General features: G+C 29.2%; 12 protein-coding genes. 11 read left to right on the top strand and 1 reads right to left on the bottom strand.

Annotated elements, in window-relative coordinates; translation table 11 throughout:
• Positions 1–4: 4 nt before the first annotated feature.
• The 10 genes from ECH_RS01940 (at position 5) to ECH_RS01985 (ending at position 13,725) form a co-directional block, all read left to right on the top strand.
• Positions 5–340, top strand: a complete 336-nt coding sequence (locus tag ECH_RS01940; protein WP_006010963.1) for a cation:proton antiporter subunit C — start codon at positions 5–7, stop codon at positions 338–340.
• A gap of 130 nt (positions 341–470) precedes the next feature.
• Positions 471–2,291 (top strand): Rne/Rng family ribonuclease, encoded by a 1,821-nt coding sequence (locus tag ECH_RS01945; protein WP_006010962.1) that lies wholly within the window; start codon positions 471–473, stop codon positions 2,289–2,291.
• A gap of 100 nt (positions 2,292–2,391) precedes the next feature.
• A complete protein-coding gene (gene dnaK, locus ECH_RS01950) occupies positions 2,392–4,299 on the top strand; it encodes a molecular chaperone DnaK (RefSeq protein WP_011452623.1) in 1,908 nt (635 codons plus the stop codon).
• 270 nt (positions 4,300–4,569) lie between these two features.
• Positions 4,570–5,034, top strand: coding sequence for a type II toxin-antitoxin system RatA family toxin (locus tag ECH_RS01955; protein ID WP_006010958.1), 465 nt, complete (start codon positions 4,570–4,572; stop codon positions 5,032–5,034).
• Between the two features lie 616 nt (positions 5,035–5,650).
• Positions 5,651–7,240, top strand: coding sequence for a proton-conducting transporter membrane subunit (locus tag ECH_RS01960; RefSeq protein ID WP_011452625.1), 1,590 nt, complete (start codon positions 5,651–5,653; stop codon positions 7,238–7,240).
• On the top strand, positions 7,225–8,571 hold the full coding sequence (gene ffh / locus ECH_RS01965) for a signal recognition particle protein (RefSeq protein WP_011452626.1): 1,347 nt from the start codon (positions 7,225–7,227) through the stop codon (positions 8,569–8,571). Before ECH_RS01960 ends, ffh begins: the two co-directional genes overlap by 16 nt.
• A 547-nt stretch (positions 8,572–9,118) precedes the next feature.
• Positions 9,119–10,009 carry a GTPase Era gene (era, locus tag ECH_RS01970; protein ID WP_011452627.1) on the top strand — a complete coding sequence of 297 codons (891 nt, stop codon included), beginning with the start codon at positions 9,119–9,121 and terminating at the stop codon, positions 10,007–10,009.
• The gene (locus ECH_RS01975) at positions 9,999–10,826 is read left to right on the top strand and encodes a 3'-5' exonuclease (protein WP_006011647.1); all 828 of its coding nucleotides are present in this window, start codon (positions 9,999–10,001) and stop codon (positions 10,824–10,826) included. The genes era and ECH_RS01975 overlap by 11 nt, the downstream gene beginning before the upstream one ends.
• An 82-nt stretch (positions 10,827–10,908) precedes the next feature.
• Positions 10,909–11,427, top strand: coding sequence for a retropepsin-like aspartic protease family protein (locus tag ECH_RS01980; protein ID WP_011452628.1), 519 nt, complete (start codon positions 10,909–10,911; stop codon positions 11,425–11,427).
• Between the two features lie 573 nt (positions 11,428–12,000).
• Positions 12,001–13,725, top strand: a complete 1,725-nt coding sequence (locus ECH_RS01985) for an aminopeptidase P family protein (RefSeq protein WP_011452629.1) — start codon at positions 12,001–12,003, stop codon at positions 13,723–13,725.
• A gap of 370 nt (positions 13,726–14,095) precedes the next feature.
• On the opposite strand, the gene ECH_RS01990 is transcribed toward ECH_RS01985, so the two are convergent.
• Positions 14,096–14,785, bottom strand: coding sequence for a uroporphyrinogen-III synthase (locus tag ECH_RS01990; RefSeq protein WP_006011232.1), 690 nt, complete (start codon positions 14,783–14,785; stop codon positions 14,096–14,098).
• A gap of 306 nt (positions 14,786–15,091) precedes the next feature.
• Here ECH_RS01990 and ECH_RS01995 point away from each other — a divergent pair, with 306 nt between their 5' ends.
• Entirely contained in the window at positions 15,092–16,066 is a 975-nt protein-coding gene (locus tag ECH_RS01995; RefSeq protein ID WP_006011234.1) for a glutamine amidotransferase-related protein, read from the top strand.
• The last annotated feature ends 251 nt before the right edge of the window (positions 16,067–16,317 follow it).

A 16,317-nucleotide genomic window follows, 5' to 3' on the forward strand; every position in this document is an offset into this window, starting at 1 on the left:
GTATATGATTTTGAGTTGTTTTAATTACATTGTGTCTATAATATTGATGGTTATAGGTTTGTATGTTACTACTGCTAATAAAAATCTTGTAAAAAAATTAATAGGGTTAAATATATTTCAAACTTCTGTATTGTTATTTTATATTTCTATTGGTTATGTTAGTGATGGTAATGTACCAATTTTAAATGATAAAGTAATATTGTATACTAACCCTTTACCTAGTGTTTTGATGTTGACAGCCATTGTTGTTGGGGTTGCAATTTTAGCTGTTGGTTTGTCAATAATTGTAAAAATAAGAAGAGCATTTTCTTCAATAAACAATAAGGAAATACGTAGATAAACAAATAGTTAATGTTTTATTTGTTTATATTTTTTGAGTGTAGATAAAATAAGGTGTTTTTATTTTTGAAATCTTGTCTATACTATTATAATTAAAGGCTATAGTTAAGTGAGTTTTAGGTGTAAGTCTAGTGTCAAATCATAATAAAAGGATATTAATTGATGCAGTATATCAAGATGGAATTAGAGTAGCAGTATTACGTGATGGACAGGTTGTAGAGTTTGATCAAGAATCAAAGAATAAAAAGTGTTTAAAAGGAAATGTATATTGTGCTGTAGTGAAACGTATAGAACCATCTTTACAAGCAGTATTTATTGAATATGGAGCAAATAAACACGGGTTTTTGCCTTTTTCTGAAATATCATTAGATTATTATAATATTTCTGAAGAAGAGAAAGAAAAATTATATCAAGTATTATATGAAGATTCTGATGTAAAAAATGATGATGATGTAAAATCTGTAGATGACTCTGTTGCATGTGATACTAAGGATCAAGATAATGTTAGTGATTGTAATGACAAGTTGACATTATTGAAGAAAGATAATTTGCGAAATGGTAAGTCTAAATTACCTTTTTACAAATTGTATAAAGTGCAAGATGTAATAAAGCTTGATCAAAAATTAATGGCGCAAATTGTAAAAGAGGAGCGTGGAAATAAAGGAGCAACTTTTTCAACATTTATTACCCTGGTTGGTAGATATTGTATATTTATGCCAAATTCTGGTAATAAGAATAGTGGAATATCGCGTCGTATTGAAGATGCTGATGATAGAAAAATTTTAAAGAATTTTCTAAGTGCTATAAAACTGCCGAAAGAATCAGGAATAATTATTAGAACTGCTGGGTCTAATAAGAACCAGAAAGAAATAGAGCAGGATTTATCTTATTTACAGTCGACTTGGCGAAGTATACAGAATAGTTATATAAGTGTTACTATGCCTTTATTGTTATATGTTGAAGGTGATATAATAAAAAGAACATTACGGGATTATTGTGATGAGAATACGCAAGATATTATTGTATCAGGTAGCTACGCATATGAGTTAGCAAAAGAATGTGTTAAGTTCATGTTTAGGAACAGGGTGCGTCTTAGAATTTATAAGGGCAGTGTTCCTATTTTCTCTTATTACAAAATTGAGTCGCAAATTTGTGAACTATATGGAAATGTAGTTAATTTGCCTTCTGGAGGATATATGGTTATTACTCCAACAGAAGCGTTGGTATCAATAGATATTAATTCTGGTAAGATGACAGGAGAGGATAGTATTGAGGAGACAGCTTATAAAACAAATATGGAAGCTGTAAAGGAAATAGCTAGACAAGTAAACCTGCGAGGGTTATCTGGATTAATAGTGATAGATTTTATTGATATGTTAAAATATCGCTATTGTAGGTCAGTTGAATCTGAAATTAAAGAAGCTTTTAAATATGATAAAGCAAAAGTACAGTTTGGCTATATAAGTACATTTGGTTTGATGGAAATATCAAGACAGAGGGTCAAGCAAAGTATATTAGAAGCGAATACGGTACAATGTTCACATTGTAAAGGAGTAGGTAGGGTTAGGTCTTTGGAATCTTCTTCTGGAGATATATTACGTGATATTAGATATTGTGCTAATAAGAATCGTAATAAATTGATCAACATTTCTGTTGCTGGACAAATGGTAGAGTATTTTTTTAATAATAAACGTCAACATATTGCTGAGATTGAAGAAGAATTCAGTGTGTCAGTTAAGTTAACTGTGAATCAAAATACGAGTAGTGTATCTGATTTTAATATTAGTGTTGAAAATGATGATATGTTAAATCAAGGTAAGGATGCTGTTAATGTATTTACTGTTGATTATAAAATTTCTGAAGATAATAAATTAAAAGAGGAAATACAAAAAACTCCTACTGGAAACATGTGGATAAAGAAGTGGTTGACCCGCATATTTTCACATATTTAATTCATAAATTTATGAACTTGTGTTAAATGGGGTTGTAATCTTATGATTTGGTTATTATATCTGTGATTATAGTTTTGATTTTTATGTAAGGGGGCTATTTATGGCTGTTATAGGTATAGATTTAGGTACGACAAATTCTTGTGTTGCAGTTATGGAGGGAGGTGATGCAAAAGCTATTGAAAATAGTGAAGGGGCTAGAACTACACCTTCAATAGTTGCATTTACTGATTCAGAAAGGTTAGTTGGGGATCCAGCAAAACGTCAAGCTACTACAAACGCTAAGAATACTATATATGCTAGTAAAAGGCTTATAGGACGTAGATATCAAGATGTGAAAGATATAAAATCATCTTATGATGTGGTGTCTGCTAAAAACGGTGATGCTTGGATAAAAGTACTTGGCAAAGAATATTCTCCAAGTCAGATTGGTGCATTTGTTTTGGAAAAAATGAAAGAAACAGCAGAAAGACATCTTGGACATAAAGTTGAGAAGGCTGTGATTACAGTACCTGCATATTTTAATGATGCGCAACGTCAAGCAACAAAGGATGCAGGAAGGATAGCAGGATTAGATGTTATTAGAATAATTAATGAACCTACAGCTGCTGCTTTGGCGTATGGGTTAAATAAAAGTGATAAACAAAAAGTAATAGCAGTCTATGATTTAGGTGGTGGTACTTTTGATGTTTCAATATTAGAAATTGCTGACGGTGTTTTTGAAGTAAAAGCAACAAATGGTGATACAATGCTTGGTGGTGAAGATTTTGACCACGCTATTATGAACTATTTGATGGATGATTTTAAAAAGACTACAGGCATAGATTTACATAATGATTCTATGGCAGTACAGAGAATTAAGGAAGCATCAGAAAAGGCAAAGATAGAATTGTCTAACCGTATGGAAACTGATATAAATCTGCCATTTATTTCTAGTGATAGTACTGGGCCTAAGCATTTAAGTTTAAAATTGACTAGAGCAAAGTTTGAAAATTTAGTTGATGATCTAATTCAAAGAACTATTGAACCATGTAAGAAGGCTCTTAAGGATGCTGGAATATCTGCAGATAAAATAGATGAGGTTGTATTAGTTGGTGGGATGACTAGGGTTCCTAAAGTAATACAAAAGGTAAAAGAATTTTTTGGTAGAGAACCTCATAAGGGTGTTAATCCAGATGAAGTTGTAGCTATAGGTGCTGCTATACAGGGAAGTATTCTTGCTGGTGATGTTAGAGATGTATTATTATTAGATGTAACTCCACTATCTTTAGGTATAGAAACTTTAGGTGGTGTATTTACTCCATTGATTGAAAGGAATACTACAATTCCTACAAAGAAATCTCAAGTATTCTCAACAGCAGAAGATGGTCAAACTGCAGTTACTATTAAGGTGTACCAAGGTGAGAGGAAAATGGCAGCTGATAATAAATTATTAGGTCAGTTTAGCTTGGAAGGTATACCTTCAGCTCCTCGTGGTATGCCTCAAATTGAAGTTACCTTTGACATAGATGCTAATGGTATAGTACATGTTTCAGCAAAAGATAAAGCTTCAGGTAAAGAGCAAGCTATTAAGATTCAGTCTTCTGGAGGATTAAGTGATGATGAAATTCAACGAATGATAAAAGAAGCTGAGCAAAAAGCTGGAGAGGATGAGAAGCGTAAGAAATTTATTGAACTGAAAAATAATGGTGAAAATTTAGTGCACTCTACGGAAAAATCTTTAAACGAATATGGAGATAAGATTCCAAATTCTGATAGGCTTGAAATTGAGAATGCTATTAGAGATGTAAAAGATGGTCTCAGTAGTAGTGATATGGAAAGTGTAGATGTTTTACAGCAAAAAGTTGATCATTTGATGAAAGTATCAATGAAGCTAGGTGAAGCTTTATATGGTAATGCTGCTAATAATCCTTCATCTGCTGAGAACAGTACAGCAAGTAATAACGAAGAAGAAGATTCTAAAGTTGTTGATTCTGATTATCAAGAGATTGATAAGAAGGATAGCAAATAGTACTACTACTCTTATTGAGTTATGTGACAATAGAGTTGATAGGTCCACTATATTGTGTTAGGATTGCATTGGGAGTTTCTGTATTGTACGTTGAAGTTAAGTTAATTCCTCGAGCTCGATTGATTTTTTTAGGGAGCTGTCACTGTTAGTTATGGAGACTAATAAATGGTGCCCACCTTAGCTTAAGTCTCAGGATATTCAGAGCATAGACGGCAATGGCGGTTTCTCCCCATATGGGGTATAGTTTTGTGTTTCTTACAGAATCTTGTTATGTCTAACAATGAATATAACTTAAATGATAGTGAAATTATCAATTTTTCTGCTATTGATTTATTCAATATAGTATTAGATGTTGAAAAGTATCCTGATTTTCTTCCATGGTGTAAAGCAGTTTACGTAAAAGAGCGTAGAGGAAATGTAATAGTAGCTGATTTGTTAGCTAGTTTTAAAGGATTAAGTGGTCAATATACTTCAAATGTTATGTTTAAAGAGCCTACTGTGGATCAAGAAGGGTGGATAAAGGTAGAAGCAGTAGAAGGATTATTTAAGTTTTTACATAATCAGTGGACTTTTATTCCAAAAGGAGAAAGTCAAACGTTAGTACAGTTTTACATAAGTTGTGCTTTTAAAATACCTATGTTACAGTCCGCATTTAATTTGGTTTGCGATACTGCATATAAGAGGATAATGTCTTCTTTTAAAAATAGAGCAAATAGCTTATTATTACCAAAATAATGTATCTATTTAATGTTGATACTATGTTTTACAAGTTACATAGGATAGTTAATATATTCAACAAATAAATGGTGAATCTGTAATTTTATTTTTACAGATTATATTTAATAATCCTGTGTATTAGTTGTGCTGAAACTGAAAGATAATTTGTTATTATTCAAAAAGATATAATTGATCATGTATCAGCAAAAAATAGATAAGTAGTGGAAAGTACATGTTTTATAATAACTTAATACTTTATTGAAAATAAATCATTACATGTAGTAGATTTAATGACTAAAATTTCTTCATTGGAAGAAAAGAATCTTTGATAGTTCTAATTAACATAATGAGCGTGTAATCTTTTTATGTAATAGTTTTTATTGTTGTTGATATATATGTTCAGTATGAATATCAATAATTCAAGAATACTTGTCTATTTTTTCTGATGTTGTTTCAATTATTTATTAATTGTAGTATGATATCGTGCAATAGTACTTGTTATTATTTTTGTACAGAAGAATAAATTATTTTGGTATGATGTACATTTTAATTTCTAATATTTAGTAGCTATTTTTAATGCGATTTAGTATTAGTTATATATGCTTGAAAAAATAATAATATAACTTGAGTTATTATGACTGAGTATCTTGCTAACCGCTTCTCTATTATATCTTTTATACCTAAATTAGCTTTTTTAGTATTTGTTGTATTAGAGCTCCTGTTATACGATACAAGGACTGAAACATATAATTATAGTCTAATATTATTTTTTGTATTTTCTTTTATTATTGTTCTAATTTTTTTATATATTTGGAATATAAAGAAGCATGAGACGATTTTATATCTTTTATATTATTTAAGTAGTATAGCAGCTATTTCTTCAGGAAATTTATTGTCTTTAGTTATATCATTTGAATTTATGGCATTGAGTGCTCTAATGATAGTTGCTGTAAACTCTTTTGGAGCTAATAAAAATTCAGTGATACATTATTCATGTATTCATTTTTTGTCTGGTGTACTGTTACTTATTGGGGCATCTGGTGGGTTTTTAGGGATAATTAATGGTGAGTATTATTATAAATTATTTTTTTTAATAGGTTTATTGATCAATTGTGCTTGCTTTCCTTTATCTTCTTGGGTGACAGATGCTTATTCTGCAGCATTGAATAATGGTATTTTGATCTTATCTGTGTTTACTACTAAAGTTTCAGCATATGTATTATTGTTCTTTTTTCAAGGAGAAAAAATATTACTGTTTTTAGGTATAGCGACGTCTGTTTATGGCATAATTTTTTCAATGTTGGAAAATAATATTAAACGTTTACTTTGCTATAATTTAGTTGGACAAATGGGGTTGGTTATCACTGCGATAGGGTTTTCTTATAATGATGGTGTTGATATTTATGGTATAATCGTTTTACAGATAGTCCTGTCTATAATTTATCAAACTTTATTATTTATGGTTGCTATTTCTGTGATAAATAGTACTCAAAAATTTAATCTTAGTGAAATTGGTGGGTTATTCAATAAAATGCCAGTAGAGGCAGTATGTTCTGCAATTGCTATATTTACTATGGGAGCTTTACCTGGTACTGGTGGTTTTGTTTCTAAGTTTCTAATTACACATAATATAAACAATGTAGATCTTGCAAGTGTGTTGATGGGTAAATTGTTCTTGATATGTAGTATATTGTTATTTGTGAGTGTTGGAATAAAATTTTTTTGGTATGCATTTATATCTAAAGCTATAGAAAGTCCTATTGTTAGAAAGGTTTGTGCAGCATCTAAGTTATCGATGTTGATATTAACATTAGTTTGTACGTTTTTTGGAGTATTTGGAAGTTACTATTTGTTTCATGATCTAGATAGTGAAAAGCTAAGTAGTATTGTGTTGCAGTGTGGATTAATATTTGGAAGTATATTATTCTTTATCTGTTTTCATCCAGTTTTTAAAGGGAGAGTTAATTTTACTATGGACATTGATTGGGTCTATAGGGTATTGTTTATGAGTGTAATACTGTTTATCAATAATTTTTTGTTATGCATTTATAATATTCTTATTACAATGTTAAACAATGTATTAAGTACAAGAATATTATTGTATTTTAAAGATGGTAGGAAAATTTTAGGTATATCAAGTATTGATCCTTTAGGATTTACTATAATATTTGGTATGTTATTTATTATTATTATGGTCGTTGTATATTTATGTTTGAGTCTTTAACTAGTAGTTTAACTAATGTAATCCAAAAGATGCAGAGTAAGCATGTTATTTCTTCTGAGGATTTTGATGCTGCGATGGAAGAAGTAAAAGTTGCTTTGCTTGAAGCAGATGTTTCTTTAGCTGTAGTTAAGGATTTTATTAGTAATGTAAAAGAGAAAATAGTTGGTGGCACTACTGTAAAAGGTGTATTGCCAACGCAGATGATAATAAAAAAGATCCAGGATTGTTTAATTGAAGTATTAGGATCTGAAAAGTGTGAATTAGATATTTCTAAGCCTTTGTCTGTGATTATGATGGTAGGGCTTCAAGGTGTTGGTAAAACTACAACTACAGCTAAGTTAGCGTTAAAACTTAAAAATAAAAAAAAGGAAGTAGTAATGGCATCGTTGGATGTGTATCGTCCTGCAGCTCAAAAGCAATTGGAAATATTAGGCAAACAAATAGATGTTCAAACTTTACCAATTATTGAAAATCAGGCTCCTATTGATATAGTAAAGAGAGCAATGGATAATGCTCAGCAGGCTAATTGTGATGTTTTAATTTTAGATACAGCAGGAAGGTTGCATGTTGATCAAGTGATGATGGAAGAGTTAAGGGCTATAAAAGATCTTACTTCTCCTAGTGAGGTAATTTTAGTTGTTGATTCTATGATAGGTCAAGATGCTATAAATGTAGCTAAGTCATTTAATGATAATATAGGGATTACAGGTATTATTTTAACCCGTATTGATGGTGATTCTAGAGGTGGTGCTGCACTTTCTATGAAAATGTCAGTTGGTAGTCCTATTAAATTCATTGCTAATGGAGAAAAATTAAGTGATCTAGATGATTTTTATCCAGAAAGAATTGCCAAAAGAATATTAAATATGGGTGATGTTGTATCTCTAGTAGAAAAAGCTACAGAAGCTGTAGGCAAGCATGCTATAGATGAGATGCAAAAAAAAGCTCAGAAAGGTAAATTTGATTTAAATGATTTAGTACAACAACTGAAGGCGTTAAATAAGCTGGGTGGTATTGCCAATATTTTAAAATTTATGCCTAATTTTGGTGCTGATGTTAAACGTCAAGTTTCTGGAATTGCAAATGATAGTAGAGTGAAACAGTATATTGCAATTGTTAATTCTATGACAAAAAAAGAAAGAGAAAATCCTAAAATATTGAATGGTGCACGTAAGGCTAGAATTGCTAAAGGTTCTGGAGTACATGTTAATGTTATTAATATGCTTATAAAACAATTTAATCAAATGAGTAGCTTGATGAATAAATTTAGTAAAGTTGACTATAGTAAGATTAAAAATACAGACTTCATGAATATGTTTAACAAAGAATAGTTTTTATCAGGTGGTATATATTTATAGAGAAGTATTATCGATATGTGTTTGTAAATTCTAAGTTTTTATATGAAAGCTAAAGTGCAATAAAGTTCTGTAGAATAGGGAATTTATAGCATATTACTTTTATTAATGATTTAGAGTATCCTTAGTAAAATAGTTATATATTGTATATAATAATATGAGTTGTATAGTTTGTGAATTTTTTATATCAGGGATCTATGTGATAAAGAGTCTGTTGTAAGATTGTATAATGGATTTTAGCGAAAATTACTTTCTTTAGTAGTCTATAAATATTTATATAATTTTATTGTAATGATTGAAGTTAGCCTTTTAAATTGTTAAAAAATTTTATTGCATACTATATGTTTTTGGTGTGTAATGTAAAAGTTGGTTTTATAATGTTCACTTACGGAATTGGTGTTGTATTAGCCAAAGTTTTACACAGTAGCATTAAGAGTTTCAAGTATATACTGTATAATTTTTATGTTTTTTGTAAATGTAGGAATGTACTGTATATTTAATTACTTAGTATTAGCAAGGGAATATGGATCATATAAGTAAAAAATGTTCTATGAATGCTATAGTTGGTACAACTAATGCAGGAAAGTCAACATTAATTAATATGCTAGTAGGACAAAAGGTTGCAGCAGTGACGCCAAAGGTGCAAACTACTAGAGTTAGGATGCATGCTGTATTGAATAATGAGAATGTTCAATTGATATTTATAGATACACCAGGTATCTTTTCTCCGAAGACAAAATTAGAAAAGTTTATTGTAAAGCATGCTTGGATGTCTCTTAAAGGTATTGAAAATGTAATACTGTTGCTTGATGTAAAAAATTATTTGAATAAGCATATTGAGAAGATTATTAGTAGAATCAAGCAATCTAATATCAATGCTATCTTAGTAGTGAATAAGATTGATACAGTTCCTACATCTTCAGTTGATAAAGCAATAGAACATATGTATTCACTACATAGTTTTAGTAAAACTTTTACTATATCAGCATTGCATGATATTGGGTTAAGTCGTTTAGTTGATTATCTATGTGAAATTTCACCTAATGGTCCTTGGTTATATCCTGAAGATCAGATTAGTGATGCACCATTAAAATTTTTTATGGCTGAAATTACACGGGAAAAGTTATTTTTGTCTTTACACCATGAATTACCTTATTCTTTATCTGTAGTGACTGAAGCATTAGAAGAAAAAGAAGATGGAAGTTTAGTTGTTAAGCAGGTAATATATGTAACTAAAGATAGTCATAGGACTATCATTTTAGGCAAAAAAGGAGAGATGATAAAGAAAATTAGCATGGAATCTAGATCTGATCTTGCAAAGATCCTTGATTTAAAGATACATCTTTTCTTATTTGTAAAAGTTAGAGAATTTTGGCAAAACCATTTAGATGAATGTGTAGGGTATGTTGAATAGTTTATTGGTTTTTGATATAGAAACAATTCCAGATGTGGATGTTTGCCGTAATCTCCTCAGTGATTTTGATGAGACAGTTGAGTTGAGTGAGAAAAGGGAAGCATTAATAAATTACCATTTAGATATTACTGATGGTAAAAATCCATTTTTAAGGCAACCTTTTCATAAGGTGGTTGCAATTAGTTTTCTTAAAGCAGATATTAAAAAGATGGGAGAATATGAATCTTTCCATTTGCAAGAAATACGTTCTGGTGGAAAAATAGATTCTGTCGAAAAAGATTTGCTTAAGGGATTTTTTCAATATGTTTCATCTTTGAGGCCAAGATTTGTGTCTTTTAATGGACGTACTTTTGATTTTCCAGTGTTAAAATATAGAGCTATGGTACATGGTATACAAGCAGGGTGTTTGTATAAAATTGGGGATAAGTGGAATAATTATTTTCAACGCTATAGCATCGACTGGCATTGTGACTTATTAGATTATCTTTCTGATTTTGGTACTTCTGCTAGAATAAAGATGAATGAAGTGTGTTCAGTGTTAAATTTTCCTGGTAAATTTGGTCTTGATGGGTCAAAGGTTACTGCACTATATGATAGTGGTAAAATATCTGAAATTCGAGATTACTGTGAGACAGATGTAATAAATACCTATTTGGTGTATTTGAGAATGATGCATTATCAGGATAGGATTACAACACTAAGCTATAATGATAGTATAAATGACTTATTGTCGTATTTAGATTCCAGTGGAAGAGAACATTTCAAACAATTTAGAATTGAGTGGGATAAATCTTGTGGTGGAAATTTTTATCTTTAATCATATATAATATATTCAATTAATTAATTTATATATTTGCTAGTATATCATTATTGTATTAGTAAGTTTTTTGGAATCCATTATGCGGAATGTAAAATATGTATTATTTTGGTTAGGTTTTATAGTATTAGTCATGCTATTTAGTGGTACAAAGGATGATATTGGTGGCAATAAATACTTTAATAAATTTTTTCCTAATGCTGCAACTCAAAATAACAAAGTTAATTATGTTGAAGGAGGAGTTGAATTTTATAGAGCCAAGGATGGCCATTTTTATATAGAAGCTATGATACATGGGATTCCAGTTAATTTTTTAGTTGATACTGGAGCTACTGATGTAGTCTTATCAGTGGAAGATGCAAAGAGATTAAAACATCATCTGAAATATCTAAATAAGAAGAAAACTTATCATACTGCTAATGGTACAGTAAAGGCTTTGTATGTGGAAATATCTGAGATGCAGGTTGGAAAATTTGTTGTTAATAATGTAAAGGCTAGTGTAAATGTTTCTCCGATGCGTACATCTCTTTTAGGAATGAGCTTTTTGCAATATTTTCATTTTAATATGAGTGGAGATAAGTTAACATTACATTCTTATTAATCTGTAGTACTTATATAATCGAATGATAAATTTTTACGAAAATACTTATTATAAGTATTAAGCAACTGATTGCTTATGGCATGTGATTTTTAGGTTAAGCTGTACTTTATTTACAGATTTAAATAAATGTTTCTAGTAGTGAATTTTGTAAGGAATGATACAACAAGTAATTTGTCAGTGTCTAACTTGGATTGGTGACTATCTTGAGTTTATCTTAATATTTTTCTAATAGGTAAGTTTTGTGTATAGAAGATTCTCGAATGTTAGCAAATATTTACATGGTTATGATACATGATGTTTAGTTGATTATTAATGTGTTTTATTTTTTCAGATAGGGGGAAATTATTGATCATAATACTACATGAGTATTGATTCTAAATGTATCTGTTCAGTATGTGGAATTAGATAAAAGAATAGCTAACATGTGTAACTGTATCTATTGTGTTGTTGATTTTTGGATAATGTTTAAAAATATAAGATTGTTAGTAGTAAGTTTGTAGTTGATAAAAAAGGCTGCTGTGCCTTGTATTATGTAGTAATATGTATCTTTATTATTTATCAAGTGTGAAATTTATGAAAAATAGGTTAAATCAATTAATTGGTTTAATGGAAGAGTATGAAATTGATGTATTGTTATTGCAGAATACGGATGAATATCAGTGTGAGTATGTGCATATTAACAAGCAAAGAATAAGATGGTTGTGTGGTTTTTCTGGCTCAAATGCTACTTTGATAATATCAAGGGAAGGTAAACAGAATTTTTTTACTGATGGTAGATATACATTACAAGCAACAAGGGAGTTGGACTGTAGTTATTATCAAATACATAATGTGTGTGAGTTAACTCCTTGGCAATGGTGTGTAGAAAATTGTCTATCTCATACTGTTGTAGCTTATGAATCTGCATTGTTTACTTTGAGTCAAATAAGAAAGTATGAAGATTGTGGTATTTTTTTAAAACCAATAGATCAAATTTTGATTGATAAGTTGTGGATTCGTGATTTTGCTATAGAACATGATATAGTACAGCATTCTTTAGAATATTCTGGTGTTGAGAGTTATACAAAGTCTTGTGAAGTTGCAAAATATTTGTCTGACAAAGATGCTGCATTAATCACAAATACTGATGTTATTTCATGGATGTTAAATATACGTAATAAAAAGTTTCTTTATAATCCTTCAGTGTTGTCTAGAGCGATTTTATATAAGGATGGAAGAGTTGATTTATTTATTGATGATGTTTACTCAGTAAATGTTAAATATGAGCATCTTAATATATGTTCTTTGAATAATCTATTTAATGTTTTGAAATCTGTAAAATCAGTAGTTGTAGATGCATCTACTATACCAATGAGTATTTTTCTATCTTTACAACAACAGGATGTATTAGTTAATGATGCAGATTTTTGTCTTTTAATGAAAGCCAGAAAGAATGATGTTGAAATACAAGGTGCAATTAATGCTCATGTTAGAGATGGAATTTCTATAGTTAATTTATTATACTGGTTAAATATGCAATTGGATAATAATCAGAAAATTACAGAGCTGGATGTTGAGTCAAAATTATTAGATTTCAGAAAACAGCAAAGTTTGTTTCAAGGTGAAAGTTTTTCTACAATTTCTGGTTTTCAAGAAAACGGAGCTGTAATACATTACAGAGCGAATAATGATACAAATAAGTTAATATGTAAGAATGGATTATATTTATTAGATTCTGGTGGTCAATATCTTGATGGTACAACAGATGTTACGCGTACTGTTGCTATAGGTGAACCTACATCTGAGCAAATTACTAATTTTACGTTAGTTTTAAAAGGTCATATTGCTTTAGCGATGGCAGTCTTTCCTTTAGGTACTACTGGTGGAATGTTAGATATATTAGCTAGACAGTATTTGTGGAAATCAGGACTTGATTATCAACATGGTACGGGTCATGGGGTGGGAAGTTTTTTATCAGTTCATGAAGGTCCTTGTGCTATTTCGTACAAGAATGATGTTGTATTGCAGCCAAATATGGTGCTATCAAATGAGCCAGGATATTATAAAAATGGTGAATATGGAATAAGGATTGAAAATCTGATGTACGTTGAAGAATATATGAATGGCTTTTTAAGATTTAAACAGTTAACATGTGTGCCTATAGATTTAAGATTAATAGATGTAGATATGTTAAATCATGAGGAAATCAATTACATAGACCAGTATCATAATTTTGTATATAACACTATTGCTCCACATGTAAGTGAAGAAGTAAAACATTGGTTATGTCATGCATGTCAGAGTTTAAAAGGTAAGTAGATTTGTTTTATAAGCACTTTTTGTATGTTTGAATATTTTTGTTTTTTAGGTATATCTAAATCATAACCTTATGTATGAAATAATAGCTGTATTCTATTGTAATATACATATTTTATGATTTGCTGAATATATAAAGATCTGTCTTTTTATATAGAGATGATGGTGCTTTTAGTAGGTATGATGCACATTGTTGATATATATAATAATATTTTAATTTAATTATATTGTATAATCATATGATAATATAGCTTTTTGTTCTAATTTATATTCTAAAGTAATGTACCAGAGACATTGTTTTATAACTTTCTATAAAAAATATTTCCAGAAAATAAAAAATGCTTTTTATAGCGTGGTGATTTTTTTAAATGTACTATGGTATTAATGAAAGCAATGATTTGTTAGTAGGTTGGTCAGATGTTTTTATGGCTTTCCAACAAGCTTGTTTTGCAGTACTTGCGATTTTATCACTCATAGCGTATATTGTAATGTCTCTTGTTTTGTCTTGAATATTGTGTTTTGCTATTAATTCTATAAGTATTTTAGCAGTTCTTGATGAATAAAGTAGTATACCTGATATTTTGTTTTGTAATAAGGCATTATAACAACATTTACTCAAGTATTTTCTGTCTATTGTATTATATAGTATAATCTCTTGAAAGTTATGGTAATGGTTAAAACTTTTTTTTAAGTTATATGTAACTTCTTTGCCTCTTATGTATAATATATTAGCTCTGTTGTGGTTTTTTATATAAGATATAACGTTATCAATATTTCCATTGAGTGATTTTACAGATGTAAATCCTAATTCTTGTGCAGTATTCATGGTATTATTACCGACAGTAACAATGGGTATATTCCAATTTTTAGTGATCTTGCTCAAAGCGATTATGCTATGCTGGCTTGTAGATATGATTAAATCGAAATCGTTTATATTGATTTTAGTTATCAGGTATTTTATTGAAAACAGTGGTTCTATGTAGACATTAAAACCTTGCTTATTAAGATATTCCTTAATTTTGATAGAATCTTTTTTTGGTCGAGTCACTAATAAAGATTTCATAGAATAGATTATGTACTTAATTAAAAAAAATATCTCAGTATGTGTAGACAATCAACTTAATATTTAGTTTAAGAAATCTATTTAGAAATTTATTGAGTGTAAGTTAATGTATAAATTACAAATATTATGATTAATAATGTGAAAATTTGGCTAATTGTGGTAGTAAGGTGATTTGTTCTATAGATCTAGTTTTCATTTTACATTATATTAATTTAGTAGTAGCTTTAACACTTATATTAAGTATATCATTAATTTATTAATAATTATTTGTCAATAATTTATACTATGTTATAAAAAGATTATTGTATGAAATTTATATGTAGAATGAAGTATGCTATAATTATAGTTTTATTTTTTATTATCTTATTTATTCCGTGTACATCAGTATCAGTGGGATGTGTAAGATATGATCAGAAGGATATTGTAGTTGGATTGATATCTACTGAGTTTATTAGTTACCCTAATGAGTATAAAACGGCTTTGGGAATTACACAATTACTTCAGAGTTATGGTGTTCGTGTAGTTCTTATGGATTATAATGTAATTATGCAGTTAGTGAAAGATGAAATAGTAAAGATTAATAAAACCTATAAAGCAAATTGTAAGATATCAAGATACGATATTATAGAAAGTGTGGTTCTAAAGTTTATAGAAGAGCATAATATCAATAGAATATTTATACCAGGAAACCACTATAATATTAGTTCTTTACCAATTGCTCCGTCTTTAGATAGACAATTGGTTACTAATGCTGTCGTTAAAATAATTCATAATCAAAATCATTGTATACATCTTCTTGGTGTTTGTGGTGGTTTACAAGGTATAATGTATGCAAATGGAATTAAAATCACAAGGGTGAAGGATATAGTTAATTCTGATATTTCTGTGAAATCACATACTGTGTCAATGCCTGATCCTAGAAGTGTGTATGCTAATTTACATAAAATCAAAATTTTTCCTAACACTAGGTTATCAAATATTGCAGTTGATTTGAAATTGGCTAAAGATCAAATTATATATTTTCCAGATGCACATTCAGAAGCAATTGATAGCAATGTAGAGAATGTGATGAAAATGTATAATTTGGGATATAAAATTGCTGCTATGTCGGAGGATGGTGTTATAGAGGCGATAGAGGATAAATATGGTAATATATATTTTCAATTTCATCCAGAGTACTTAATGATTAATGCCGAAAGAAAATTTGGGGACAATACAAGTAGAGATACATCAATTATGCTTGCGGATGCAATAATTAAAGATTTTCTTTTTCGTGATTGAAGAGATTTAGAGATAAACAAATTTATATTAACGAGTGCGTATTTTGAGTAAATATGTTTACTTATCTAGTATGATGTGATTTTTGACTTTGGTATAAGTAGTGAAGGAGCTACTTGTTTAATTATATTTATGTTTTCTGTATGTATTGATAGTATAGTGGTTTTTATAATGTTATTAGTTTTGTATTCAACAGTTTAGTATTTAAAAAAATGTGTAGTTGAAAGATAGCTTTACAAGTAAAGGTGTAAATT

The sequence above is a fragment of the Ehrlichia chaffeensis str. Arkansas genome (assembly GCF_000013145.1).
Classification (GTDB): Bacteria; Pseudomonadota; Alphaproteobacteria; order Rickettsiales; family Anaplasmataceae; genus Ehrlichia; species Ehrlichia chaffeensis.

Coding starts and splice junctions, on each gene's coding strand:
- ECH_RS01960 (WP_011452625.1), top strand. CDS start 5,651: ATGACTGAGTATCTTGCTAACCGCTTCTCTATTATATCTTTTATACCT.
- ECH_RS01995 (WP_006011234.1), top strand. CDS start 15,092: ATGAAATTTATATGTAGAATGAAGTATGCTATAATTATAGTTTTATTT.
- ECH_RS01980 (WP_011452628.1), top strand. CDS start 10,909: ATGCGGAATGTAAAATATGTATTATTTTGGTTAGGTTTTATAGTATTA.
- ECH_RS01990 (WP_006011232.1), bottom strand. CDS start 14,785: ATGAAATCTTTATTAGTGACTCGACCAAAAAAAGATTCTATCAAAATT.
- ECH_RS01985 (WP_011452629.1), top strand. CDS start 12,001: ATGAAAAATAGGTTAAATCAATTAATTGGTTTAATGGAAGAGTATGAA.
- ffh (WP_011452626.1), top strand. CDS start 7,225: ATGTTTGAGTCTTTAACTAGTAGTTTAACTAATGTAATCCAAAAGATG.
- dnaK (WP_011452623.1), top strand. CDS start 2,392: ATGGCTGTTATAGGTATAGATTTAGGTACGACAAATTCTTGTGTTGCA.
- era (WP_011452627.1), top strand. CDS start 9,119: ATGGATCATATAAGTAAAAAATGTTCTATGAATGCTATAGTTGGTACA.
- ECH_RS01975 (WP_006011647.1), top strand. CDS start 9,999: ATGTTGAATAGTTTATTGGTTTTTGATATAGAAACAATTCCAGATGTG.
- ECH_RS01955 (WP_006010958.1), top strand. CDS start 4,570: ATGTCTAACAATGAATATAACTTAAATGATAGTGAAATTATCAATTTT.
- ECH_RS01940 (WP_006010963.1), top strand. CDS start 5: ATGATTTTGAGTTGTTTTAATTACATTGTGTCTATAATATTGATGGTT.